This window comes from Mycobacterium sp. 48b (assembly GCF_048282725.1).
In the GTDB taxonomy this organism is placed as follows: domain Bacteria; phylum Actinomycetota; class Actinomycetes; order Mycobacteriales; family Mycobacteriaceae; genus Mycobacterium.
Genome location: NZ_JBLVUL010000001.1, coordinates 2,759,895 through 2,782,869, shown reverse-complemented (window position 1 = coordinate 2,782,869; position 22,975 = coordinate 2,759,895). Strand labels below are relative to the sequence as shown.

General features: G+C 65.5%; 25 protein-coding genes and 1 pseudogene. 11 read left to right on the top strand and 15 right to left on the bottom strand.

Annotation, left to right across the window (positions count from 1 at the left end; translation table 11 throughout):
• Position 1 precedes the first annotated feature (1 nt).
• Positions 2 to 768: pseudogene (locus ACNQR1_RS13635) on the top strand (alpha/beta fold hydrolase).
• Positions 769 to 855: 87 nt separating this feature from the next.
• Here the strand turns inward: ACNQR1_RS13635 and ACNQR1_RS13630 are convergent.
• The 5 genes from ACNQR1_RS13630 to ACNQR1_RS13610 all read right to left on the bottom strand — a co-directional run bounded on the left by ACNQR1_RS13630 (position 856) and on the right by ACNQR1_RS13610 (position 4,463).
• Entirely contained in the window at positions 856 to 1,773 is a 918-nt protein-coding gene (locus tag ACNQR1_RS13630; RefSeq protein WP_418046765.1) for an LLM class F420-dependent oxidoreductase, read from the bottom strand.
• A 13-nt stretch (positions 1,774 to 1,786) separates the two neighbouring features.
• Entirely contained in the window at positions 1,787 to 2,083 is a 297-nt protein-coding gene (locus ACNQR1_RS13625) for a DUF1330 domain-containing protein (RefSeq protein ID WP_003880116.1), read from the bottom strand.
• Positions 2,084 to 2,098: 15 nt separating this feature from the next.
• The gene (locus ACNQR1_RS13620; RefSeq protein ID WP_418046764.1) at positions 2,099 to 2,293 is read right to left on the bottom strand and encodes a ferredoxin; all 195 of its coding nucleotides are present in this window, start codon (positions 2,291 to 2,293) and stop codon (positions 2,099 to 2,101) included.
• Positions 2,293 to 3,573 (bottom strand): cytochrome P450, encoded by a 1,281-nt coding sequence (locus ACNQR1_RS13615; RefSeq protein ID WP_418050360.1) that lies wholly within the window; start codon positions 3,571 to 3,573, stop codon positions 2,293 to 2,295. The genes ACNQR1_RS13620 and ACNQR1_RS13615 overlap by 1 nt, the downstream gene beginning before the upstream one ends.
• Positions 3,574 to 3,710: 137 nt before the next feature.
• On the bottom strand, positions 3,711 to 4,463 hold the full coding sequence (locus ACNQR1_RS13610; RefSeq protein WP_418046763.1) for an SDR family NAD(P)-dependent oxidoreductase: 753 nt from the start codon (positions 4,461 to 4,463) through the stop codon (positions 3,711 to 3,713).
• A gap of 63 nt (positions 4,464 to 4,526) precedes the next feature.
• Between ACNQR1_RS13610 and ACNQR1_RS13605 the strand changes: the two genes are divergently transcribed.
• The 4 genes from ACNQR1_RS13605 to ACNQR1_RS13590 are packed head-to-tail and all read left to right on the top strand — an operon-like array spanning position 4,527 to position 8,520.
• Positions 4,527 to 5,183: a TetR/AcrR family transcriptional regulator gene (locus ACNQR1_RS13605; protein WP_418046762.1), complete on the top strand. Its 657-nt coding sequence runs from the start codon at positions 4,527 to 4,529 to the stop codon at positions 5,181 to 5,183.
• A gap of 15 nt (positions 5,184 to 5,198) precedes the next feature.
• Complete coding sequence (locus ACNQR1_RS13600) at positions 5,199 to 6,500, top strand: acyl-CoA dehydrogenase family protein (RefSeq protein ID WP_418046761.1); 1,302 nt, start codon at positions 5,199 to 5,201, stop codon at positions 6,498 to 6,500.
• Positions 6,501 to 6,532: 32 nt separating this feature from the next.
• Positions 6,533 to 7,522 carry a phosphotransferase family protein gene (locus ACNQR1_RS13595; protein WP_418050359.1) on the top strand — a complete coding sequence of 330 codons (990 nt, stop codon included), beginning with the start codon at positions 6,533 to 6,535 and terminating at the stop codon, positions 7,520 to 7,522.
• Positions 7,519 to 8,520, top strand: coding sequence for an NADPH:quinone oxidoreductase family protein (locus tag ACNQR1_RS13590; protein WP_418046760.1), 1,002 nt, complete (start codon positions 7,519 to 7,521; stop codon positions 8,518 to 8,520). The genes ACNQR1_RS13595 and ACNQR1_RS13590 overlap by 4 nt, the downstream gene beginning before the upstream one ends.
• Here ACNQR1_RS13590 and ACNQR1_RS13585 read toward each other — a convergent pair.
• The gene (locus ACNQR1_RS13585) at positions 8,477 to 8,833 is read right to left on the bottom strand and encodes a limonene-1,2-epoxide hydrolase family protein (RefSeq protein WP_418046759.1); all 357 of its coding nucleotides are present in this window, start codon (positions 8,831 to 8,833) and stop codon (positions 8,477 to 8,479) included. The two genes, ACNQR1_RS13590 and ACNQR1_RS13585, sit on opposite strands and share 44 nt — an antisense overlap.
• A 178-nt stretch (positions 8,834 to 9,011) precedes the next feature.
• Between ACNQR1_RS13585 and ACNQR1_RS13580 the strand changes: the two genes are divergently transcribed.
• The gene (locus ACNQR1_RS13580) at positions 9,012 to 10,226 is read left to right on the top strand and encodes a cytochrome P450 (RefSeq protein ID WP_418046758.1); all 1,215 of its coding nucleotides are present in this window, start codon (positions 9,012 to 9,014) and stop codon (positions 10,224 to 10,226) included.
• Positions 10,227 to 10,336: 110 nt separating this feature from the next.
• On the opposite strand, the gene ACNQR1_RS13575 is transcribed toward ACNQR1_RS13580, so the two are convergent.
• From ACNQR1_RS13575 to ACNQR1_RS13535, 9 genes are all read right to left on the bottom strand, one after another.
• A complete protein-coding gene (locus ACNQR1_RS13575) occupies positions 10,337 to 10,507 on the bottom strand; it encodes a hypothetical protein (RefSeq protein ID WP_418046757.1) in 171 nt (56 codons plus the stop codon).
• 120 nt (positions 10,508 to 10,627) lie between these two features.
• Positions 10,628 to 11,131 (bottom strand): hypothetical protein, encoded by a 504-nt coding sequence (locus tag ACNQR1_RS13570; RefSeq protein ID WP_418046756.1) that lies wholly within the window; start codon positions 11,129 to 11,131, stop codon positions 10,628 to 10,630.
• Between the two features lie 14 nt (positions 11,132 to 11,145).
• Positions 11,146 to 11,799, bottom strand: coding sequence for a TetR/AcrR family transcriptional regulator (locus ACNQR1_RS13565; protein ID WP_418046755.1), 654 nt, complete (start codon positions 11,797 to 11,799; stop codon positions 11,146 to 11,148).
• Between the two features lie 117 nt (positions 11,800 to 11,916).
• Positions 11,917 to 13,065: an acyl-CoA dehydrogenase family protein gene (locus ACNQR1_RS13560; protein ID WP_328817263.1), complete on the bottom strand. Its 1,149-nt coding sequence runs from the start codon at positions 13,063 to 13,065 to the stop codon at positions 11,917 to 11,919.
• Between the two features lie 15 nt (positions 13,066 to 13,080).
• Positions 13,081 to 14,238 (bottom strand): thiolase family protein, encoded by a 1,158-nt coding sequence (locus tag ACNQR1_RS13555; protein WP_418046754.1) that lies wholly within the window; start codon positions 14,236 to 14,238, stop codon positions 13,081 to 13,083.
• An 18-nt stretch (positions 14,239 to 14,256) separates the two neighbouring features.
• Positions 14,257 to 15,477: a CaiB/BaiF CoA transferase family protein gene (locus ACNQR1_RS13550; RefSeq protein WP_418050358.1), complete on the bottom strand. Its 1,221-nt coding sequence runs from the start codon at positions 15,475 to 15,477 to the stop codon at positions 14,257 to 14,259.
• Between the two features lie 31 nt (positions 15,478 to 15,508).
• Positions 15,509 to 16,267 (bottom strand): SDR family NAD(P)-dependent oxidoreductase, encoded by a 759-nt coding sequence (locus ACNQR1_RS13545; protein ID WP_418046753.1) that lies wholly within the window; start codon positions 16,265 to 16,267, stop codon positions 15,509 to 15,511.
• 17 nt (positions 16,268 to 16,284) lie between these two features.
• Positions 16,285 to 17,463, bottom strand: a complete 1,179-nt coding sequence (locus ACNQR1_RS13540; protein ID WP_418046752.1) for an acyl-CoA dehydrogenase family protein — start codon at positions 17,461 to 17,463, stop codon at positions 16,285 to 16,287.
• 53 nt (positions 17,464 to 17,516) lie between these two features.
• Positions 17,517 to 18,812 (bottom strand): amidohydrolase family protein, encoded by a 1,296-nt coding sequence (locus tag ACNQR1_RS13535; protein ID WP_418046751.1) that lies wholly within the window; start codon positions 18,810 to 18,812, stop codon positions 17,517 to 17,519.
• Between the two features lie 237 nt (positions 18,813 to 19,049).
• On the opposite strand from ACNQR1_RS13535, the gene ACNQR1_RS13530 reads away from it, so the two are divergent.
• From ACNQR1_RS13530 to ACNQR1_RS13510, 5 genes are read left to right on the top strand one after another with little or no spacing between them, the layout of a single operon-like run.
• Positions 19,050 to 19,580, top strand: coding sequence for a carboxymuconolactone decarboxylase family protein (locus ACNQR1_RS13530; protein WP_418046749.1), 531 nt, complete (start codon positions 19,050 to 19,052; stop codon positions 19,578 to 19,580).
• 25 nt (positions 19,581 to 19,605) lie between these two features.
• A complete protein-coding gene (locus ACNQR1_RS13525; RefSeq protein WP_418046747.1) occupies positions 19,606 to 20,955 on the top strand; it encodes an aromatic ring-hydroxylating oxygenase subunit alpha in 1,350 nt (449 codons plus the stop codon).
• Positions 20,948 to 21,277, top strand: coding sequence for a hypothetical protein (locus ACNQR1_RS13520; RefSeq protein ID WP_418046745.1), 330 nt, complete (start codon positions 20,948 to 20,950; stop codon positions 21,275 to 21,277). The genes ACNQR1_RS13525 and ACNQR1_RS13520 overlap by 8 nt, the downstream gene beginning before the upstream one ends.
• Positions 21,278 to 21,279: 2 nt before the next feature.
• Positions 21,280 to 22,521, top strand: a complete 1,242-nt coding sequence (locus tag ACNQR1_RS13515; protein ID WP_418046743.1) for an amidohydrolase family protein — start codon at positions 21,280 to 21,282, stop codon at positions 22,519 to 22,521.
• A complete protein-coding gene (locus tag ACNQR1_RS13510; RefSeq protein WP_418046741.1) occupies positions 22,505 to 22,951 on the top strand; it encodes a nuclear transport factor 2 family protein in 447 nt (148 codons plus the stop codon). Before ACNQR1_RS13515 ends, ACNQR1_RS13510 begins: the two co-directional genes overlap by 17 nt.
• Positions 22,952 to 22,975 lie beyond the last annotated feature (24 nt).

Genomic DNA, 22,975 nt, shown 5'->3' with positions numbered 1-22,975 from the left:
CATGCGGTTCGTCTTCGTACACGGCGGTTTTCATGCCGCCTGGTGCTGGGAGCGCACCATCTCCGAGTTGCAGAGCCTCGGTCACGACGGCGTTGCCGTGGACCTGCCCGGGCACGGAGTCCGGGTGGCCGAGGAGTCCACGTTGGCCAACCGGCAGGCCGCGATCGTCGAGGTGATGCAACCCGGGGATGTGCTGGTGGGCCATTCCGGCGGCGGGTTCGACGCCACCCTCGCCGCCGATGCGGCCCCGGAACTGGTGGGCCACATCGTGTATCTGGCCGCCGCTCTACCCGGGAAGGCCGGACCTACCCCGAGGCGATGGCCATGCGTTCGGCCGATGACGAGTTGAGCGGCGAATTCGACGGAGATGTCGGCGAGATGCTGGGCTACCTGCATTTCGACGAGGAAGGCGCCATGACGTTCGCCGACTTCGACGGTGCGTGGCGCTACTTCTACCACGACTGCGACGAGGCAACGGCCCGTTGGGCTTTCGATCGCCTGGGTCCCGAGCGGTTCGGCGACACCACGGTCACGCCGGTGTCGGTGCCACAGTTCTGGGCGGCCGATCTGCCCCGCAGTTTCATCCGCTGCACCCAGGACCGCTCGATGCCGAAATGGCTGGCCGACACGGTCACCCAACGACTCGGCGTCGAGCAGCTGACCATCGACGCGTCCCACTCACCGTTCCTGAGTCGCCCGCGAGACCTCGCCGAGCTTCTGGTGCACGCCACGACGACCACACCGATCGCCGCTCTTACGCCGGCCTGATTCAGGTCCGACTGCGCGGTTTTCGACCCCTGGGTCGCTTCGATCGAAGAATCACGACCTCAGGGTCGAAATCGCCGCCCGGCCGCGCTAGGCGGCGATCACCGACTTGCCGAATTTCTCGGTTGCCTCCAGCGCGTGGGTGAGGCTGTCGCCGGGCAGGGTGACGTGCAGCCAGGTCACCCCCAGCGCGGCGAGCTTGTCCACACCGGCCAGGTAGGCGTCGGGGTCGAAATCGTCGGCGCCGGGATTACCGCCCTCGAAGTTGTTGAACACGATGTCGATTCCCTCTGGATCACGACCGGCCGCGGCCAGCCGGGTCCGCAGGTCCTCGATGCCGGCGGCCAGCGCATCCAGCGAATCGATGGCCGCGGTGCCCGCGGTCTTGGCCAGGCCCGGCGGTGCGGCGAACGGGCACCAGCCGTCTCCGTGTTTGGCGACCCGCGCCCGGGCCGCCGAGGTGTTGCCGCCGATCCAGATGGGTGGATGCGGGCTCGCCGCAGGCCGCGGGTGGGCCGTGATACCGCGTGCGCTGAAGTTCTTGCCCTCGAAGCTGTAATCGTCGGTGGTCCAGATACCCCGGATCACCTCCAGTGCCTCGTCAAACAGTGCGGCGCGCTCGTCAAAGGAGACGCCGAGCGCGGCGAATTCCCGCTTGAGGTAACCGACACCGACGGCCAGGGTGAACCGGCCACCGGACAGCAGGTCCAGGCTGGCACCGGATTTGGCCACCACGAAGGGATTCCGGTACGGCAACACCACGATGTTGGGCACCAGACGCAGTGTCGTGGTGTGCGCCGCGGCGAAGGCCATGGCCACGAACGGGTCCAGGGCGTCGTGGCCACCGGCATCGAGCCAGCGCTGAGAGGGAGCGGGATGGTCGGTGAATCCGAAGCCGTCGAAACCCGCAACTTCGGCCGCAGCGGCCATCGCGGCAACTCCGTTGCCACTCACCAGATCCGGATGGTACGGATGAGTGTGCATCGGGTACGTGATGCTGTAGCGCACTGCGGCCGCCCGATCAGGAAGGGAAGCCGGAGAGGATGACGCCGTTGCACTCCGCAGCGCCTTGACGGACCTTGGCGGCCGCCTGGTAGGCGTCGGAGTAGTACCACTCACGGGCGGCATCAACGGATTCGAACTCGAGCACCACGGTCTGCGTGCCGTGCCAGGCGCCCTCGATCACCTCGGGCTTCTGGTCGACGGCCACGATGGTTGCGCCGCCCATCGCCTTCGACGCCAGCTTCGCGTACTCGCCCATACCGGCCGGGTCTTTGATGTCCTCGGTGATGATGACGTAGCCCTTGGCAGATGCCATTGCGAATCTCTTTCTCTAGTTGTCGATTTCGCTGATCGCCCGTTCCGGGCAGTTGTCTATCGCCTCGCGTGCCGCTTCTTCGAGTTCGGCGGATACCTCTTCCGGATCGGCCACCGCCCAACCATCGTCCGACATCTCGAAGACCTCGGGGCACAGCGTCAGGCACATGCCGTGGCCGGCACATCGATCCTCGTCAACCCGGACCCGCATCAGCTGTCGAACTCCAGGTGCAGCTCGGTCAAGCCACGCAGGATGAAGGTGGGGATGTAGTTGTAGCGCCGGTCGCCGTCCGAACCGTGTTTGGCCTCCGAAATGCGGATGTCGGTGGTCCGGTCCAGCAACCGCTCGATTCCGACGCGGGTCTCGGCACGTGCCAACGGGGCTCCGGGGCAGCTGTGGATACCGCGGCCGAAAGCCAGGTGCTGGCGGGCGTTCTTGCGCGCCGGGTCGAAGGTGTCGGGATCCTCGAAGCGACGCGGATCGCGGTTGGCCGCTCCGTTGAGGACCATCACCGTGGTGCCGGCGTTCAACTCGGTGTCACCGATGGTCACCGGGCAGCGCGACAGCCGGAAGTCGCCCTTGACCGGGCTCTCGATCCGCAGCGCCTCCTCGATGAAGTTCGGGATCAGGCTGCGGTCAGCTCGCAGTCGCTGCTGGATCTCGGGTTGCTCACCCAAGACCTTCAACGCGGTGCTCAGCAGGCGCACGGTGGTTTCCTGTCCGGCCGAGAAGACGTTCGTCGCCACCCGTGCGACATCGCCGACATCGGGGATGCTGCCGTCCGGGAACGTGGCCTCGGCCAGCCCGGTGAGCACATCGTCGCGCGGGTTGGCCCGGCGATCGGACACGTAGTCGGAGAACTGGCCGTAGAGAAACTCCAGCGGGCTGTGCGACAGCGACTCCTTGCTGGTGCTGCCGATGCCGCCGCCGGAATGCTGCTTGATGCCGTTGACAAAGCCTTCGCGATCCTCCGGCGGGATACCGAGCAGGTCGGCGATGACCAGCAGCGTGAACGGGCCGGCGAAGCCCTTGATGAACTCACCCCCGCCGGGTGCGAGGTAGCTGTCGAGCACTTCGTCGGCCAACTGCCACATCGCGTCCTCGTTCTCCTTGAGGCGCTTGGGCGTGATCAACCGCATCAGCAGCGATCGGTGGTCGGTGTGCGTGGGCGGATCGAGTGTCGGCAGCTGGTCGCTGAACGGCAGATCATTGCGGTGTTTCTCGATGAGGGCGGTGACTTCTTCGGCGCTACGGCCTTCCAGCGGCACCGGGAAACCCGGGAACGGGCCGGTGACCGACAGGCACGAGGAAAAGGTCTCCTCGTCGTTGTAGACCTGCACGGCTTCGTCCCAGCCGGTCACCATCGTGACGTTGTAATGGTCTTCACGCGCAACCGGGCACTTGTTGCGCAGCCCTTCGAAGAATGGGTACGGGTTGTCGACCAATCGTTCATCGCGGAAAAAATCGATACCGGTTGGGTCGATCGCCATCAGCTGCTCCCGTTCCAGCCGCAGATATGAGAATGCGGCTCTCATCATTGAATAGTAGATTTCCACAGCGGTGGTTTCACGTCAACGCCGGACCCTAACTCATCAGCGACAAGCAGCAAGAATAGGATTCTCGTCCACTATCCGCCCAGCATCGTCAGTCCGCCGTCCACGGCGATCAACTGGCCGGTGATGAAGCCCGCACCGTCGCCGGCCAGGAAGACCAAAACCGGCCCGAGGTCGTCGGCCGGGTCCCCCAGCGCGCCACCGAGCGGGATCGTCATCTTCATCTGCTGTTCGACGAGGTTCGCCATCTCCGGCCCGAGGAATTCCCGCAGCCGGTCCGCGCCGGGGGTGTCGACCGCCGGCGCGAGCGCATTCACCGTGACACGGTCGGCCGCCCAGGCCTTGGCCGCCGAGCGCGTCCACGCCTGCACCGCCCCCTTGGTCGCCGCGTACACGGCCGAGATGGGGCTGCCCATGACGGCCTCGGCCGAGCCGAAGTTGATGATGCGTCCGCCGGTTGCGCGCATTGCGGCGTATGCGGCCTGGTTGGTGAAGATCGTGGCCTTCAGGTTGGTGTCGACCAGATAGTCGATCTCGGCGACCTCGATCTGGCCGGGAATTCCCGCTTGCCACAACCCCGCCGCGTGCACCAGCACATCGAGACCGCCCATGGTCTGCACCGCGGAGGCCACCAGGCCGTCAACCGCACCGGCGTCCCGCAGGTCGCACTGAAACCAGGTCACCCGCGGGCGGTCCGGTGGCGGGGTCCGGTGATAGGTGCCCACGACGCGGGCGCCCGCGGTGCTCAGGGCGTCGACGGCGGCGGCGCCGATACCCGAGGCAGCTCCGGTGACCAGAATCCGGCGGCCGTGCAACGGTTCGTCCATACGGAGATAGTTAGACAAACGTCAACTATTTTCAATAGCCGGATCCGTTGTTAGAGTCCGAATATGCCCAAGGGAGCCACGACGGAGCCTGCTGACAGCAGTCAACGTCGTGCGTCGTTCCAACGGGCGCGTTCACACCGGACCAAGAGCGATCTGGTCCAGGCCGCGATGGCGCTCTGGCGCACGAACGGCTACGCGAAGACCACGGTCGCCGACATCTGCCGCGCCGCGGGAGTTTCCCGCGCCCTCTTCTACTTCTATTTCCCGGCCAAAGAGGACGTGCTGTTCGAAGTCGGCCTGACCTCCACCCGGCTGGCGCAGAAGCGGGTGAAATCGCTGCTGACAGGTGACTACGACGTGATGGCCGTGATCACCGAGGCGCTGCGCAGCCTGGAGCGGTCGATGGCTCGCAATCCACCCGATCTGATCGTCGAGACGATCCTGGAGGGCTACCGGCACGAGCACCGGATCCTGGCCGGCGACGTCGATCCGGATACCCAGGACGCCGACATGTTCGGCGAGTTGTTCCAGCGGGCCCAGGCTGACGGCAAGCTCGGTGCCCACGTCGACGTGGCACACCTGTCCCGGCTGGCACAGATCCTGGTCAGCGAGGGCGTCCGGCACTGGGCCGGCGGCAGTTTCGGCGACCACTCGTTCACCGACGTCGTCGCGGGCGATATCGGCGCGATGATCACCGGCTTCAACTACACCAACAACTAGATCGGAGGACCCCCGATGGCGTGGGATTTCGAGACCGACCCGCAGTATCAGGAATTACTGGACTGGGCCGACGAATTCGTGACCGAGCAGGTCGAGCCGCTCGACCTGGCCTGGCCGCACCTGCAGTTCACCCCGCTCGAGGGCAAGCGCCGGGAAGCGATCGACCCGCTCAAGGCGCAGGTGCGCGAAAAGGGCCTGTGGGCAACGCATCTCGGACGGGAACTCGGTGGGCAGGGCTACGGGCAGCTGAAGCTGGCGCTGCTCAACGAGATACTCGGCCGCTCGCAGTGGGCCCCCATCGTGTTCGGCTGTCAGGCCCCCGACACCGGCAATGCCGAGATCATCGCGCACTACGGCACCGAGGAGCAGAAGAAGCAGTACCTGCATCCGCTGCTCGAGGGTGAGCTGTTCTCCTGCTATTCGATGACCGAACCGCACGCCGGCGCCGACCCGACGCTGTTCACCACCAGCGCGGTGCGCGACGGGGACGACTGGGTGATAAACGGCTGGAAGTTCTTCTCCTCCAACGCCGCAACCGCGTCGTTCCTGATCGTCATGGTGGTGACCAACCCCGAGGTCAGCGCCTATCAGGGCATGTCGATGTTCCTGGTGCCCACCGACACGCCCGGCGTCAAGATCGTCCGCAACGTGGGCCTGTACGGGGAAGCCGACGACCACGGCAGCCATGCGCTGATCCACTACGACAACGTCCGGGTACCGGCCGAGGCTCTCCTGGGTGGTGAGGGGCAGGCCTTCGTGATCGCCCAGACCCGGTTGGGCGGCGGACGGATCCACCACGCGATGCGCACGATCGGCCTGGCCCAGAAGGCACTGGACATGATGTGCGAACGCGCGCTGAGCCGCGAGACCCAGGGCAGCCGGCTGTCCGACAAGCAGTTCGTGCAGGGCTACATCGCCGACTCCTATGCCCAGTTGCTGCAGTTCCGGCTGATGGTGCTCTACACCGCGTGGGAGATCGACAAGTACAACGACTACAAGAAGGTCCGCAAGGACATCGCCGCGGTCAAGGTGGCGATGCCCACCGTGCTGCACGACATCGCCTGGCGGGCAATGCAGGTCCACGGCGCGCTCGGCGTCACCAACGAGATGCCGTTCATGGGCATGGTCACGGGCGCCGCGGTCATGGGCCTGGCCGACGGTCCGACCGAAGTGCACAAGACCACCGTTGCCCGGCAGGTGTTGCGCGACTACCAGCCGACCACCGACACCTGGCCGACCGAGTGGATACCCCGCAAGCGCGAAGCCGCGAAGGCGAAGTTCGCCGAGTTCCTCGAGGCCGAGGTGGGCAATCTGTGAGCGAGATAGATGTTGCGCGCCTTGCCGATTGGATGGACAACGCCGGCCTCCCCGGCAAGGGCGAGCCGCTGGAGGCCCGCTTCCTGTCCGGCGGCACCCAGAACGTCATCTATGAGATCCGCCGTGGCGAGCACACCTGTGTGTTGCGGATGCCACCGGCAGGCGCCCCGCCGGATCGGGACAAAGGCATTCTGCGGGAATGGCGCATCATCGAGGCACTGGACGGCACGGATGTCCCGCACACGGCCGCGGTCGGAGTGTGCGCCGATCCCGAGGTACTGGGCCGGCCCTTCTATCTGATGGGCTTCGTCGACGGCTGGTCGCCGATGGATACCCACGGCCGCTGGCCGGAGCCGTTCAACACCGACCCGAGCACCCGTCCCGGGCTGAGTTATCAACTGGCCGAGGGCATTGCGCTGCTGTCCAAGGTCGACTGGCAAGCCAAGGGGCTGGCTGATCTCGGTCGGCCCGACGGCTTCCACGAACGCCAGGTGTCGCGCTGGATCGGGTTCCTCGACCGGATCAAGAACCGCGAGTTGCCCGGGCTCGAGGTGGCCACGGACTGGCTGCGGGCCCACAAGCCACTCGACTTCGTCCCCGGCCTGATGCACGGGGACTACCAGTTCGCCAATGTCATGTACCGCCATGGCGCCCCGGCCACGATGGCCGCCATCGTGGACTGGGAGATGGGGACCGTGGGCGATCCGAAGCTGGACCTGGCCTGGATGGTGCAGAGCTGGCCTGCCGATCCGGACAACCCGGAGCCGTCCGAGATGGGTTATGTCGACATGCACGGAATGCCGTCTCGTGACGACGTCGTCGCGCACTACGCGAAGGTGTCAGGGCGCCAGGTCGACGACCTGGACTACTACCTGGTGCTGGCGAAGTGGAAGCTGGCGATCGTCCTGGAGCAGGGTTTTCAGCGAGCTGGCGACGACGAGAAGCTGCTGGCGTTCGGACCGGTGGTCACCGAGCTGATGCGCTCTGCCGCCGAACTCGCCGAATCCACCGACTACCGGTGAAGGCCGCCGTCTGCCCGGAGTACGGGCCTCCCGATGTCGTTCGGATCGAGGACGTCCCCCCTCCCCCGCTGGAGCCCGGCCAGGTCCGGGTCCTGGTCGGCGCGGCCGCGGTGAACTTCCCCGATGTACTGCTGGTCGCCGACAAGTACCAGATACACGTGCCGGCGCCGTTCATCCCGGGCAGCGAGTTCGCCGGAGTGGTGACCGAAGTAGCCGGCGACACCAACGGTTTCGGCGTCGGTGACCGGGTGACCGGAACCGGACTGTTCGGTGCGTTCGCCGAGCAGGTGTGCGTCCCGACGGCGGGGCTGGCCCGGATTCCTGACGGCGTGGACGGCGGCACCGCGGCAGCCTTCGGGGTGGCCCACCGCACCGCCTATCACACGCTGCGCTCGGTGGCCCGGATCGCACCGGGTGACGACGTGATCGTGCTGGGTGCAGGCGGCGGCGTCGGCCTTGCGGCGGTGCAGCTCGCGTCGGTGCTCGGCGCCCGGGTCACCGCAGTCGCATCGTCAGACGAAAAGCTTTCCATCGCAGCGCAATACGGCGCCTACTCGCTGGTCAACCACGCGCGGGGCGACCTGCGCGCCGAACTGCGGGAGGCGGTGCCTGAGGGTGCCCACGCCGTACTCGACCCGGTCGGCGGCGATCTGTCCGAACCGGCGTTGCGGTCACTGCGCCGCGGGGGCCGGTTCGTGACCATCGGCTACGCCTCGGGCGAGATCCCTCGCATCCCGCTGAACCTGGTACTGGTCAAAGGGATTCACGTCCTTGGCTTTCAGTTCCAGGACATCGACCCCGACGAGTTCACCCGCAACGAAGGCGAATTGCGGGAACTGTTGGCCACCGGCGCCGTCCGCCCACACATCGGTGCGGTCTATCCGCTGGAGCAGGCGGCGGACGCCTTGCGGCAGGTCGCAGAAGGACGCGCCGTGGGCAAGGTCGTGATCGAGCTCAGGACTCCTTCGGCGGATAGAAGTACTCCCGCCAGGCCGTGATCTTCTCGTCCCGCACCTCGTAAGCACCCATGACCGGCCAGCTCATCTGCTTGCCGTCCACGATCCAGTGATCGCGCCGCTCCATCAGCACGACGTCCCCGTCGACGGCGAGGTGCAGGATTTCGAGATCCACGCATTTGCCGCCGGCGAAGAACACCTTCATCATCTCGTGGATCGCGTCGCGCCCCGACAGCTTCGGCCAGTCGGGCCCGATGTCGAAGGTTGCGTCGTCGGCGAAGTGCCCCATGACCCCGTCGACGTCGTTGCTCCCCCACGCGGCGATCTCGGCGCGCACGATCTCCTCAGCGGTCATCAGTCCCCCGTCGGCCGTTGTTGCGAATATTTACACTAGCTCGCCAGAGTGTAATTCCGATAGACATCACCGCCGGACCGGTTCCACATTTCAATCCGCAACAGCCAGTATCGAATTCGACGCGGTTCGAGCACCGGAAACCAATCCTTGACCCGGCCACCTCCGGCCTGCTAAGCAGATGCACAGCCCATTCAATACGGTCAGGAGACCAGCTGTGCCCACGTCGACCGAAGCCGACCTGTACTACGACCCGTACAGCGTCGAGCTCAATATGGACCCCTATTCGGTGTTCGCCCGAATCAGGGAAGAGGCTCCGCTGTACTACAACGAGCAGCACGACTTCTATGCGCTGAGCCGCTACGACGACGTCAACAAGGCCGTCATCGACCATGACACGTTCATCTCCGGACGCGGAGCCCTGCTCGAGATCATCAAGTCCGGCATGGAAATCCCGCCGGGAACACTGATCTTCGAAGATCCGCCGATCCACAACATCCACCGCAACCTGCTGTCACGGGTATTCACCCCCCGCAAGGTGCTCGCACTCGAACCGCAGATCCGTGAATTCACCGCGCGCTGCCTGGATCCACTGGTCGGATCAGAGCGCTTCGACTTCGTACAGGACCTCGGCGAGCAGATGCCGATGCGCGTCATCGGCATGCTGCTGGGCATCCCCGAGGACCGGCAGCGCGCCATCACCGACCACGGCGAGCAGACCCTGCAAGGGCAGACCGTCGATGCCCTGGCCACCGGTGAGGTGTTCGCAGAGTTCATCGACTGGCGCACCGAGCACCCGTCCGACGACATCATGACCGATCTGCTCAACGCCGAGTTCACCGACGAGACCGGCACCGTGCGCACGCTGCGCCGCGACGAGCTGCTGTTGTACCTGACGGTCATCGCGACCGCAGGCTCCGAGACCACCACGCGGCTGATCGGCTGGGCCGGTAAGACCCTGGCCGACGTCCCGGACCAGCGCCGTGAACTGGTGGACAATCCTGAGCTCATCCCCCAGGCGATCGAGGAGATCCTACGCTGGGAGCCGCCGGCACTGCAGATCGCCCGCTACGTCACCCGCGATGTCGAGTACTACGGCCAGACCGTTCCCGAAGGGTCGGCGATGCTGATGCTGGTCGGCGCGGCCAACCGCGACCACCGCCGGTTCGCGCCCGACGGCGACGTCTTCGACATTCACCGGGAACAGAAGTCGCACATGACTTTCGGCGCCGGGACGCACTTCTGTATGGGCAACGCGCTGGCCCGCCTCGAAGGGCGTATCGCCCTTGAGGAGATCCTCAAACGCTTCACGGAGTGGGAGGTCGACTGGGCCAACGCCAAGCCCTCGGAAACCGCCGCGGTGCGGGGCTGGTCCGCCATGCCCACCCTCCTCTAGCGCCCATTTGACGCCGAGACTGCGTACAGATCGCGAAATGGGAGTTTTCGCGATCTGTACGCAGTCTCGGCGATCTGTGCGCAGGGTCGACGGACCAACCTGATTCAGGATCAGAAGGGAAGATCCACAAACCCGTTCGTGGTGTTGACCTCATCGTGGTTGTCGACGCTGTAATGCGGACCGACAGGAGTGACGGGCTCGGCCGATGCGGGCGCGGCGAAGCCGAGAACCGCCGCGCTCAGACCGCCGGCAATCACGGTGACAAATCCGATCTTCTTCATGGTGATGCCCTCTTCCGATGTGTTCTCTGGTGCATTTCGCTGATCTGAACCATTAAACATCGAGGTCAGAGGGTTAATTCCGCTGGCAGAAATTGACCTGCGATTGGCAGGAAACGCTCGTCAGCTCGCCGGGATCAGGTCAGCGGGCACCGAGCGGCTGACCATCGTGCCGCACCGGAATGCCTCGGTGTGCCCGACAACCCCGGACTCGGGATCGTTGACCGCAGCGAGTGCCTGCGCCTTGAAAGCGCGTGCGGCAGCGGACAGTTCGTGCCGTACCGGGTCGACGCTCAGGTCCGCCGGACACTCGTCGCCCCACAGCGTCACTTCGGTGCGCCCCTGCTCCAGGGCGCCCAGGACGCCGCGACGAACCCGCTCGTCGGTGTTGAACAGATCAGCGGCCACCGCGACGGTCTGCGGATGCGGGCGGTCCTCCCAGGACTCCAGCACCGACTCCAGGGGCATCGTCTCCACCCCGAGGATCGCCAGCGGACGGACATCCTCGTCGGCACCGATCAGCACCGTGACGTCCCACCCTGCCATCACCCGGTCGACCAGCCAGCCACCGGCGAACCGGACCGCGTCGACCACGCAGGGGGCCACCACATCAAGTCGGTACCGCATGTCGTCCTCCAATCTCACTGGCCGGCCGCCCCGTTGCGGCCGCCCGGCTGCTCGATCTCCCGCCCCAGCATCTCGGCGTAGCTCTTGAACACGTCCGTCAACGGGAGCGAGGGATCGAGTAGCCATGAGGTCTCCATTCCATTGATGAATGCCAGGATCTCCACGGCCTTGGTGGCCGCGTCGAAGTCGGAGCGATAGCGGCCGCTGAGCTGACCGCGCGTGATGATGTCCGTGACGATGTCGCGCGCAGCCTGCTGCCGTTTGAGCAAACGATCGTGCAGTGGCGCGTCGGGTTGGATGTTCTCGACCAGCAGCACCGTGAAGGTGCCGACCAACTCGGGCGCTCGGACGAACCGCTCGGCCACCCGCTTGATCTCCTGAGCGAGATCACCGGAGCGGTCGGCATGGGTGTCGTCGTCGTGGTCGCGCGCATCGAGCACCGCGTTGAGCAGTTGTTCCTTGGACTCGAAGTGGTGCAACAGGCCGGCCGGGGTGACACCCACTTCCCTGGCGATCTGCGCCAGGGAGGTATTGCGCCAGCCGTTGCGGGCGAGCAGCTTCTCCGCCACAGAAAGTATCCGCTGCCTGCGGTCTTCCCCCTTGGCCAGGAGCGTCTCATAGGGCCGTGCACCCTGAGAGGACACCTCTGCCCCTACAACCGAAGCCACCGGACTCCTTCGTCGAACCAACCTAGTGAACACACAGTAGGTTGGTTTGACCGCCTGTGACAAGTGTCTCAGGAAAAGAAATTCCCGGCGGCCGTCACAACCGCCGGACTGGGCCGGTCAGAGCCCCAGCGACTTGGCGATGATCACCTTCATGACCTCGCTGGTCCCGGCGTAGATCCGCGCCACCCGGGCATCCGTGTAGAGCCGCGCGATGGGGTACTCCATCATGTAGCCGTACCCGCCGAAGAGCTGCAGGCAACGATCGATCACCCGCGCCTGCATCTCCGTGCAGAACAGTTTCACCCGCGCCGCGTCGGCACCGGACAGTTCGCCGTCGACGTGCAGCGCCACCGCCCGGTCGAGCATCGCCTGGGCCGCTTCGACCTCGGTCGAGCATGCCGCCAACTCGAACTTGGTGTTCTGGAACGACGCCACGGGTTGGCCGAACGCCTTGCGGTCCTTGGTGTAGCCGATCGCCGCGGCGATGGCCGAGCGGGCCTGGGCCACCGAACCCACGGCCACGGTGAGACGCTCCTGGGCCAGGTTGTGGCCGAGGTAGCTGAATGCCTCACCCTCCTCCCCCAGTACGTTGGCCACCGGCACGCGCACATCGGTGAACGACAGTTCCGCGGTGTCCTGGACCTTGCAGCCCATCTTCTCCAGCTCGCGGCCCCGTTCGAAGCCCGCCATGCCGTCCTCGACGACCAGCAGTGTCAACCCCTTGCGCCGGTTCTCCGGGTCGGTGGACGTCCGGGCCACCACGACCACGAGATCGGCCTGGATACCGCCGGTGATGAACGTCTTGGCACCGTTGAGCACGTACTCGTCGCCGTCCCGCACCGCGGTGGTGCGCATACCGGCCAGATCCGATCCGGTCCCCGGCTCGGTCATCGCGACCGCGGTCAGCAGGGTGCCCGCCGCCAGCCCCGGGAACCAGCGCTGCCGCTGTTCTTCGTTCGCGTAGTGCAGGAAGTACGGCAGGATCACCTCGAGCTGCGTGCGCACGGTCGACAACGTGACCAGGGCGCGGGCCGCCTCCTCCTGGAGCACCACGTTGTATCGGTAGTCGTCGATGCCGGCGCCGCCGAACTCCTCGGGGATCGCCATGCCGAGCATGCCGAGCTCACCCATCTGCTTGAAGACGTCACGGGGCATCCGGCCGCCCTTCTCCCACTCGGGATAGGCAGGGACGACTTCCTTTTCGATGAAGTCGCGGGCGAGCGCGCGGAATGCCTCGTGGTCCTCGGTGAACAGATTGCGTTGCACTACTTCTCCCTAGCGTCAGTCGATGAGCTCGACCAGCGTGGCGTTGGCGGTACCGCCGCCCTCACACATGGTCTGCAGGCCGTACCGAATTCCGTTGTCGCGCATGTGATTGATCATTCTGGTCATCAGAACCGCACCCGACGCTCCGAGCGGGTGCCCGAGCGCGATGGCGCCGCCGAGCGGGTTCAGTTTGGCCTCGTCGGCGCCCGTCTCGGCGAGCCAGGCCAGTGGCACAGGGGCGAAGGCCTCGTTCACCTCGAACACACCGACCTCGTCCAGGCGCACGCCTGACTTGTGCAGCACCTTCTCGGTGGCCGGGATCGGCCCGGTGAGCATCAACACCGGATCGGCGCCCGTCACCGCACCCGCGCGGTACCGCGCGATCGGCGAAAGGCCCATGGCCACAGCAGCTTCCGCGGTCATCACCAGCAGGGCCGCGGCACCGTCGGAGATCTGCGAGGAGTTCCCCGCGTGGATCACGCCGTCGTCGGCGAATGCGGGCTTGAGCCCGGCGAGCTTCTCCACGGTGCTACCCCGGCGCACCCCTTCGTCGGCGACCACCGGGTCCACCTGATCAGCCGGGTCGGGGAACACGGTGATCATCTGGTTCTCGAAGGCACCGCGGTCCTGGGCCGCCGCAGCTCGTTCGTGCGAGGCGACGGAGTATTCGTCCAGCTGGGTCCGGCTGAAACCCCACTTCCGCGCGATCATCTCGGCCGAGATGCCCTGATTGAACGAAAAATCCTGGTACCGCTCGAACACTTTCGGGCCATAAGGCTGACCGGTGGCCCGGGCCGCCCCCAGGGGAACCCGGCTCATCACCTCCACCCCGCCCGCGACGACCACGTCCTGCTGGCCGGACATCACGGCCTGGACCGCGAAATCCAGTGCCTGCTGGCTCGATCCGCACGCCCGGTTGACCGTGGTGCCCGGGATATGTTCGGGCCAGCCTGCGGCCAGCACCGCATAACGGCCGATGTTGCTGGATTGGTCGCCGACCTGCGAGACGCAGCCCCAGACCACGTCGTCGACGATGTCGGGGCTGATGCCCGCCCGCTCCACGAGCGCATTGAGCACCAGTGCCGACAGGTCGGCGGCGTGGAATCCGGACAGGCCGCCGTTGCGCTTGCCGACCGGGGTGCGGACGGCCTCGACGATGACGGTTTCGCGCATGGGATTCTCCTCTAGAACTTAAGACTGGTAGGCCGGGCCGATGGCGCCCTGGTCCCGCAGGGCGGCGATCTGCTCGGCGCTCAGGCCGATCCCGCCCAGAATGGCATCGGTGTGCTCGCCGAGCCCCGGCACCGCACCCATGCCCAACTCCATGCCGCTGATCACGGGCGGCGGCAGCAGGGCCGAGATCTCCCCATTGGGGGTGCCGACCTGACGCCACCGGTCCCGCGCTTTCAGGTGCGGGTGCGCGATGACCTCACTGGGCAGGTTGTAGCGCGAATTGCCGATCCCGGCGTCGTCGGCGGTCCGTTGAATGTCGTCGAGATCATGCTCGGCACACCAGGATTCGATCGCCTTGTTCAGCTCGTCCCGATGCGCGCAGCGGTCGGAGTTGGTGGCGAAACGCGGGTCGTCGGCGAGATCGGGCCGCTCGATGATCTCGCGGGCCAACCGCTGCCATTCCCGGTCGTTGGTGGTGCCCAGCACCACCGTCTGCCCGTCGCGGGTATCGAACGCGCCATAGGGTGCCACCGCCGGCGAACTCATCCCCAGCGGAACCTGGTCGATCCCGGAGTGCTGGGTGTAGGCCAGCTGGTATCCCATGATGTCGGTCATGGTGTCGAACAGGCTGACCGCGACGCCCGGTGCCGCACCGGTGTCGCCCGAGCGGGCCCGGCCGAGCAACAGCGCCATGATCGACAGCGCCGAATACAGCCCCGTGGTGATGTCGGCAACCGCCGCACCGGGTTTGGCCGGCATGCCCGAATAGCCGGTCGACGCGCACGAACCGGATTCGGCCTGCACCAACAGGTCGTAGGCGCGCTTGTGCGACAGCGGCCCGCCGGGTCCGTAGCCGTCGATCTCCACCGGGATCACCTGAGGATGACGCACCTTGAGATCCTCGGGCCCGAGCCCCAGGCGTGCGGTGGCGCCCGGAGCCAGATTGGACACGAAGGCGTCGGCACCATCGAGCAGTCGGTGCAGTACCTCCATGCCCTCCGGCGACTTCAGATTGAGGGTGATCGATTCCTTACCCCGGTTGGCCCAGACGAAATGCGCCGCCTGACCGAGCACGACATCGTCGTAGTCCCGGGCGAAATCACCGCCCTTGGGGTTCTCGATCTTGATCACCCGGGCGCCGAAGTCGGCGAGCACCCGGGTGCACATCGGCGCGGAGACCGCCTGTTCCATCGCTATGACGGTGATACCGGCCAGGGGCAGGGAGGCGCACTCCGTCACCGGCGCTTCGCTCGTAAACTCGCTCACAAGGTCACATAACCATGCCGCCATCGACCGGGAGTACCTGCCCGGTGATGTACGACGCGGCATCGGAGGCCAGGAAGACGAACGCGCCCGCAACCTCGTCGGCATCGGCCCACCGCTTGAGCGGGATGCGGTTCATCATGTTGGCCGCGAACTTCTCGTTGGTGCGGATGGTTTCCGTCATCGGCGTTGCGGCCAGCGGCGCCAGGGCGTTGACCATGATGTTCTTGGTCGCCAACTCACGGGCCAGCGATTTCGTGAAGCCGATCAGGCCGGCCTTGGCCGCTGAGTAGTTCACCTGCCCGAGCGTGCCGGTGAGGCCGGCCGCCGAGGTGACGTTGATGACGCGGCCGGTCCCGTCGGTGGGCATGTGCGGCAGCGCGGCCTGGGTGACGTGGAAGGTTCCCATGACGTGGATGTCAAAGGTGAGCCGGAACGTCTCGTCGGTCAGCTTGGGGAACATCGCCGGGGAGGTGACGCCCGCGTTGTTGACCACGATGTGCAGGTTGCCCTCGCCGAGCGCGGCGGCCTGCGCGGCGGCCGCCACTGCGGCGTCGCGGTCGCTGACGTCCAGCGCGGCACTGTCGGCTTTGCCGCCGGCGGTGTTGATCCGCTCCGCGACCGCAGCCGCGGCGTCACCACTGATGTCGGTGACGAGCACCGAGGCACCGGCAGCGGCCAGCGCCTCCGAAACCGCCGCACCGATGCCGGCACCGGCCCCGGTCACCAGCGCCGAACGCCCGGTCAGGTCGAAATATGTCCTCATGGAACTTCGATATCTCCTCAGTAGCTCTTGGGCAGGCCCAGAACGTTCGCGGCGAGGAAGTTCAGGATCATCTCCTGGCTCACCGGTGCGATCTTCATCAGTCGGGACTCCCGGAAGAACCGGGAGATGTTGTATTCCTCGGAGTAACCCATGCCGCCGTGGGTCTGCAGCGCACGGTCGGCGGCGCCAAATCCCGCATCTGCGCACAGGTACTTGGCCATGTTGGCCTCCCGTCCGCACGGCTTGCCGTTGTCGTAGAGCCAGGTGGCCTTGCGCAGGATCAACTCTGCGGCGTCGAGGCGGGCCAACGAGTCGGCCAGCGGGAACTGGATGCCCTGGTTCATGCCGATCGGCCGGTCGAACACCACCCGCTCGTTGGCGTACTTCACCGCACGGTCCAGGGCCACGCGACCGATGCCGAGGGCCTCGGCCGCGATCAGCATCCGCTCCGGGTTGAGCCCGTGCAGGATGTACTTGAACCCCTTGCCCTCCTCGCCGATCAGGTGCTCGGCGGGCACGCGCAGATCGTCGATGAACAACTCGTTGGAGCTCACCGCGTTTCGGCCCATCTTGTTGATGGGCCGGATCTCGACGTGGTCGCGGTCGAGATCGGTCAGGAACAGCGACAACCCGTCGGTCGGCTTGCCTCCGCGCTTCTCCACATCCTCGCGCGACTCGGTGCGGGTGAGCAGCAGGATCTTCTCGGACTCAAGCGCTTTGGAGATCCACACCTTGCGGCCGTTCACCACATAACTGTCGCCGTCCTTTTTGGCGAACGTGGTGATCCGTGAGGTGTCCAGGCCTGCACCCGGCTCGGTGACGCCGAAGCAGACATGCAGGTCGCCGTCGACGATGCGCGGCAGTGTCGCCTTCTTCATCTCCTCGGAGCCGAACACCACCACGGGCTGCATGCCGAAGATCGACATGTGAATCGCGCTGGCGGCGTTCATCGCCCCACCGGATCGGGCCACCTCCTCGGCCAGGATGGTGGCCTCGGTGATGCCCAGACCGTGACCTCCGTACTCCTCGGGGATGGTCATCCCCAACCAGCCCCCACCGGCGATGGCGTCGTAGAACTCCTGCGGGAACTCGTGAGCCTGGTCCTTGGTCATCCAATAGTGATCGTCGAACTTACCTGCCAGCTCCGCAACGGATTTGCGGATCAGCTGCTGGTCCTCGGTCAGCTCGAAGTTCATACCGCCCGACACTGTGTGCTCTCCTAGTTTTTCTCGGCCGATCGTCTCGGCGTTCAGTCTCGCGCGCCGGCAACGGCTTTGGCGTTCGCCTGGAAATCGGCGAAGGTGGCGCCGGTCTTCTCCTTGTGGCTCAGGGCACGGATCGACACGTCGTGGCCCTCGGCGGCCTTGCGCAGCGCGCCGACGGTGGCCTGCTCCTTGGGGATGTGCGCGAACGGCTCGAAGTGGTAGAGCCGCATGGCGTTCTCGTGGGTGATCTTGTTGATCTCGTCGTCCGGGACGTCGTAGGTTTCGAACACCGCGTGTAGTTCCTCGGGGGCGCCCGGCCACATCGAATCCGAATGCGGGTAGTCCATCTCCCAGCAGATGTTGTCCACCCCGATCTCGTGGCGGTTCTTCACCCCGACCGGATCGGAGATGAAGCAGGTCATGAAGTGCTCTCGGAACACCTCCGAGGGCAGCTTGTCGCCGAAGTCCTGGTGCGTCCAGGTCGAGTGCATGTCGTAGGTGCGGTCCACCCGGTCCAGGAAGTACGGAATCCACCCGGTGCCACCTTCGGACAGCGCGATCTTGAGGCCGGGGTATGCCTTGATGGGTGCTGACCACAGTAGGTCGGCCGCGGCCTGCACGATGTTCATCGGCTGCAGAGTGATCATCACGTCCATCGGGGCATCCGGGGCGGTGATCGCCAGCTTGCCTGACGACCCGATGTGCACGTTCATCACGGTGTCGGTATCGACCAGGGCCTCCCACAACGGCTTCCAGTACTCCAGGTCGTGGAAGGACGGGTAGCCCAACGTCGACGGGTTCTCGGTGAAGGTCAGCGAGTGCACGCCCTTCTTCGATACCCGGCGCACCTCGTCGGCGCACAACTGCGGATCCCAGATCGCCGGGATGGCCATGGGGATGAACCGTCCGGGATTCGACCCGCACCACTCGTCGATGTGCCAGTCGTTGTAGGCCTGAACCAGTGCCAGCGAGAACTCCGCATCCTCGGTGGCGAACAACCGCGCTGCGAAACCCGGGAAGGAGGGGAAGTTCATCGTGGCCAGCACGCCGCCGGCGTTCATGTCCTTCACGCGCTCGTCGGGGTCATAGCACCCCTTGCGGATCTCATCGAGTCCCTGGGGCTCCAGGCCGTACTCCTCCTTGGGTCGGCCGGCGACGGCATTGAGCGCGACGTTCGGGATCACCGTGTCGCGGAACTGCCAGGTGTCGCTGCCGTCGGGGTTGTGCACCAGACGGGGCGCCTCGTCGCGGTACTTCTCCGGAAGATGGTTCTTGAACATGTTCGGCGGTTCGATGATGTGGTCGTCGACGCTGATCAAGATCATGTCGTCTTTGTTCACTGCCTCGCTCCGTCCCATAGGCCGTCACATTGGTTCTCTATGAGAGAAAACTAGCTTCTCATCTAGAGAGAATCAATGTCTGAGGCTGCTGACAAGCAGATTTAGCCAGGTCACCATGCAATCTGACGCGTTCTTGTTGACCATCGACGCAAAAGATGGAAACCTCTTAGTCGGAAATGAGAACCTGATTCTCGCAACCGAGAGTCAGTGATGGGTCATCGAGAGGAGAACCGCCCCGTGCGCTTGGCCCCCTTGCCTGCCGAGGAGTGGGACGACGACGTGCGACGCGCACTGTCCGTCATGCTTCCGGAGGAGCGGCTCAATCCCGAGGGAGCGGGCACCGCGCTGTCGACGCTGGCCCGCCATCCCTCGCTGACCAAGGCGTTCCTACGGTTCAGCAATCATCTGCTGTTCCGCTCGACGCTGGATCCGCAGATGCGTGAGCTCGCCATCCTGCGGATCGCCCACCGCAAGAAGTGCGAATACGAGTGGACGCATCACGCTTTCATCGGCAAGTCCGAGGGACTGACCGATGAGCGGATCGTGAGCAGCACGAGTGGCGAAGGTGCCACTCCCCTCGACCAGCTGGTGCTCGACTCCGTCGATGAACTCGACGGGCAGGCGGAGATCTCGGACGGCACCTGGGCCGCGCTGAGCGAGCACCTCGACGAGCGCCAGCGCATGGACCTGGTCTTCACGATCGGCGGCTATGGCCTGATGGCCATGGCTTACAACACTTTTGGAATTGCGCCGGAATCCGGCCACTAACTCAAGAAGAAAGTAGAGGTAGATGATGGCGTTCTTCCCGAAGCCGGATGCCGGCAGCTGGACCGAGAACTGGCCCGAACTGGGCACCGGCCCGGTCAACTACGAGGATTCGATCGATCCCGAGCACTGGAAGCTGGAGCAGCAGGCCATCTTCCGCAAGACCTGGCTGCAGATGGGCCGCGTGGAGTTGATTCCCAAGAAGGGCAGATACATCACCCGTGAGCTGCCGTCGGTCGGTCCCGGCACCTCGATCATCATCGTCAACGACGGCGAGCAGATCCGCGCCTTCTACAACCTGTGCCGCCACCGCGGCAACAAGCTGGTGTGGAACGACTACCCGGGCGAAGAGGTCTCCGGCAGCTGCCGGCAGTTCGTCTGCAAGTACCACGCCTGGCGTTACGACCTCAAGGGCGATCTGACGTTCATCCAGCAGGAGCAGGAGTTCTTCGACGTCGACAAGGCCGACTACCCGCTCAAGCCCGTGCGCTGCGAGGTGTGGGAAGGCTTCATCTTCGTCAACTTCGACGACGACGCGGTGTCGCTCGAGGAGTACCTGGGCGAGTTCGCCGAGGGCCTCAAGGGTTATCCGTTCCACGAGATGACCGAGCACTACAGCTACCGCTCGGAGATCAAGGCCAACTGGAAGCTGTTCATCGACGCGTTCGTCGAGTTCTACCACGCGCCGATCCTGCACATGAAGCAGGCGGAGAAGGAGGAGGCCGAGAAGCTGGCCAAGTTCGGCTTCGAGGCGCTGCACTACGACATCAAGGGCGATCACTCGATGATCTCGTCCTGGGGTGGCATGAGCCCGCCGAAGGACCTCAAGATGGTCAAGCCGATCGAGCGCATCCTGCACAGCGGCCTGTTCGGGCCGTGGGACCGCCCCGACATCAAGGGCGTCCTGCCCGACGAGCTGCCGCCCGCGATCAATCCCGGCCGGCACGCCACCTGGGGTCAGGACTCTTTCGAGTTCTTCCCGAACTTCACCCTGCTGTTCTGGGCGCCGGGCTGGTACCTGACCTACAACTACTGGCCCACCGGAGTGGACAGCCATATCTTCGAGGCCGACCTGTACTTCGTGCCGCCGAAGAACCTGCGCGAACGGCTGTCCCAGGAACTGGCCGCGGTGACGTTCAAGGAGTACGCGTTCCAGGACGCCAACACGCTGGAGGCCACCCAGACGCAGATCGGTACCCGCGCGGTGCTCGACTTCCCGCTGTGCGACCAGGAGATCCTGCTGCGCCACCTGCACCACACCGCGCACAACTACGTCGACCGGTACAAAGAAGCCAAGGCCAACGGGAATGGCTCGACCAACGGCAAGCACGTCGCCCCGAGTGAGAAGGCCGCAGAAAAGGATGCCGCAAATGTCTAAGTTGCCCGAAGAATTCGCCGACCTGGAGCGGTTCAGCGACTGGTGCCTGCCCACCGAAGAGGAGCGTTACCAGAAGCGCCTCAACTCGTCGATGGACGAGATGCAGGAGCTCTACGACGCAGGCATGGCGCGCCTCGAGGACATCATGGTCTACGTCGACGCCCGCTTCCCGCTGGCGAGCATGCCAGACGACGCCAAGGCGCTGGTGCACCTCGGACAGTCGGTCGTCATGGTCAGTTTCCCGATCGAGGTGTGGAAGCAACCGCGAGTGCTCGACAGTGGCGCGGCCTACGTCAATCTCATCAAGGAGCCGGTGGTTTAGTCGTGCTGACCCTCAAAGCTGCGGGTCTTGTCGACGTCGATGCCGGGACGATCATTCGTCCCGGCATTGTCCGTGTCGACGGTGACCGCATCGTGGCCGTCGGAGACGGCACATCAGACCCAGTCATTGGTCCTGACGACGAAGTCATCGACCTCGGCGACTCCATCCTGCTGCCCGGCCTGATGGACATGGAGGTCAACCTGCTCATGGGTGGCCGGGGCGAGAACCCGGGCCTGTCCCAGGTGCAGGACGATCCCCCGACCCGCGTGCTGCGGGCGGTCGGCAACGCCCGCCGCACCCTGCGCGCCGGGTTCACCACCGTGCGCAACCTCGGATTGTTCGTCAAGACAGGCGGTTACCTGCTCGACGTCGCGCTGGGCAAGGCCATCGACGCCGGCTGGATCGACGGACCGCGCATCGTCCCCGCCGGCCACGCCATCACCCCGACCGGCGGGCACCTGGATCCGACGATGTTCGCGGCGTTCATGCCGGGCGTGCTGGAGCTGACCATCGAGGAGGGCATCGCCAACGGGGTCGACGAGATCCGCAAGGCCGTGCGCTACCAGATCAAGCACGGCGCCCAGCTGATCAAGGTGTGCTGTTCGGGCGGAGTCATGTCGCTCACCGGAGAGGCCGGGGCACAGCACTATTCGGACGAGGAATTGCGCGTCATCGTCGACGAGGCGCACCGGCGCGGGCTGCGCGTGGCGGCCCACACCCACGGCGCCGAGGCGGTCAAACACGCCGTGGACTGCGGCATCGACTGCATCGAACACGGCTTCCTGATGGACGACGAAGCCATCCAGATGCTCGTCGACAACGACCGGTTCCTGGTCACCACCCGCCGCCTGGCCCAGGCCATGGACGTGTCGAAGGCACCGAAGGTGCTGCAGGACAAGGCAGCCGAGATGTTCCCGAAGGCCGAGACCTCCATCAAGGCGGCCTACGAGGCCGGGGTGAAGATCGCGGTCGGCACCGACGCCCCGGCGATCCCGCACGGCCGCAACGCCGACGAACTCGTCACGCTGGTCGAATGGGGCATGCCGCCGGCCGCGGTGCTGCGTTCGGCCACCACCATCGCCGCCGATCTGATCAACGTCACCGACCGGGGCCGGCTGGCAGAAGGCCTCCTCGCAGACATCATCGCGGTGCCGGGTAATCCACTCGAGGACATCAGCGTTACACAACATGTGGATTTTGTAATGAAAGGCGGTAAGGTCTTCCGCAATGAGCACATCAACTGACACCCCGACGCGGACCGAGGATCTGATCGAGATCCAGCAGGTGCTCGCCAAGTACGCGGTGACCATCACCCAAGGCGACATCGACGGTCTGATCAGCGTTTTCACCCCGGACGGCACCTACAGTGCATTCGGCGAGACCTACACGCTCAATCGCTTCCCGGTGCTGGTGGACGCCGCACCCAAGGGCCTGTTCATGACCGGCACCGCCCTGATCGACCTGGTCGAAGGGGCCGATACCGCGTCCGGTACCCAACCGCTGTGCTTCATCGAGCACTCCAAGCACGACATGCGCATCGGCTACTACCGCGACACCTACGTGCGGACCGCCGAGGGCTGGCGGTTGAAGACCCGTGCGATGACCTTCATCCGGCGCAGTGGCGATCACGACCACGGCCGGCCACACGCGATCGGCAGGCCGGAGGCCGGATGAGCGAGCGTAGCGAGCGAATCGCAG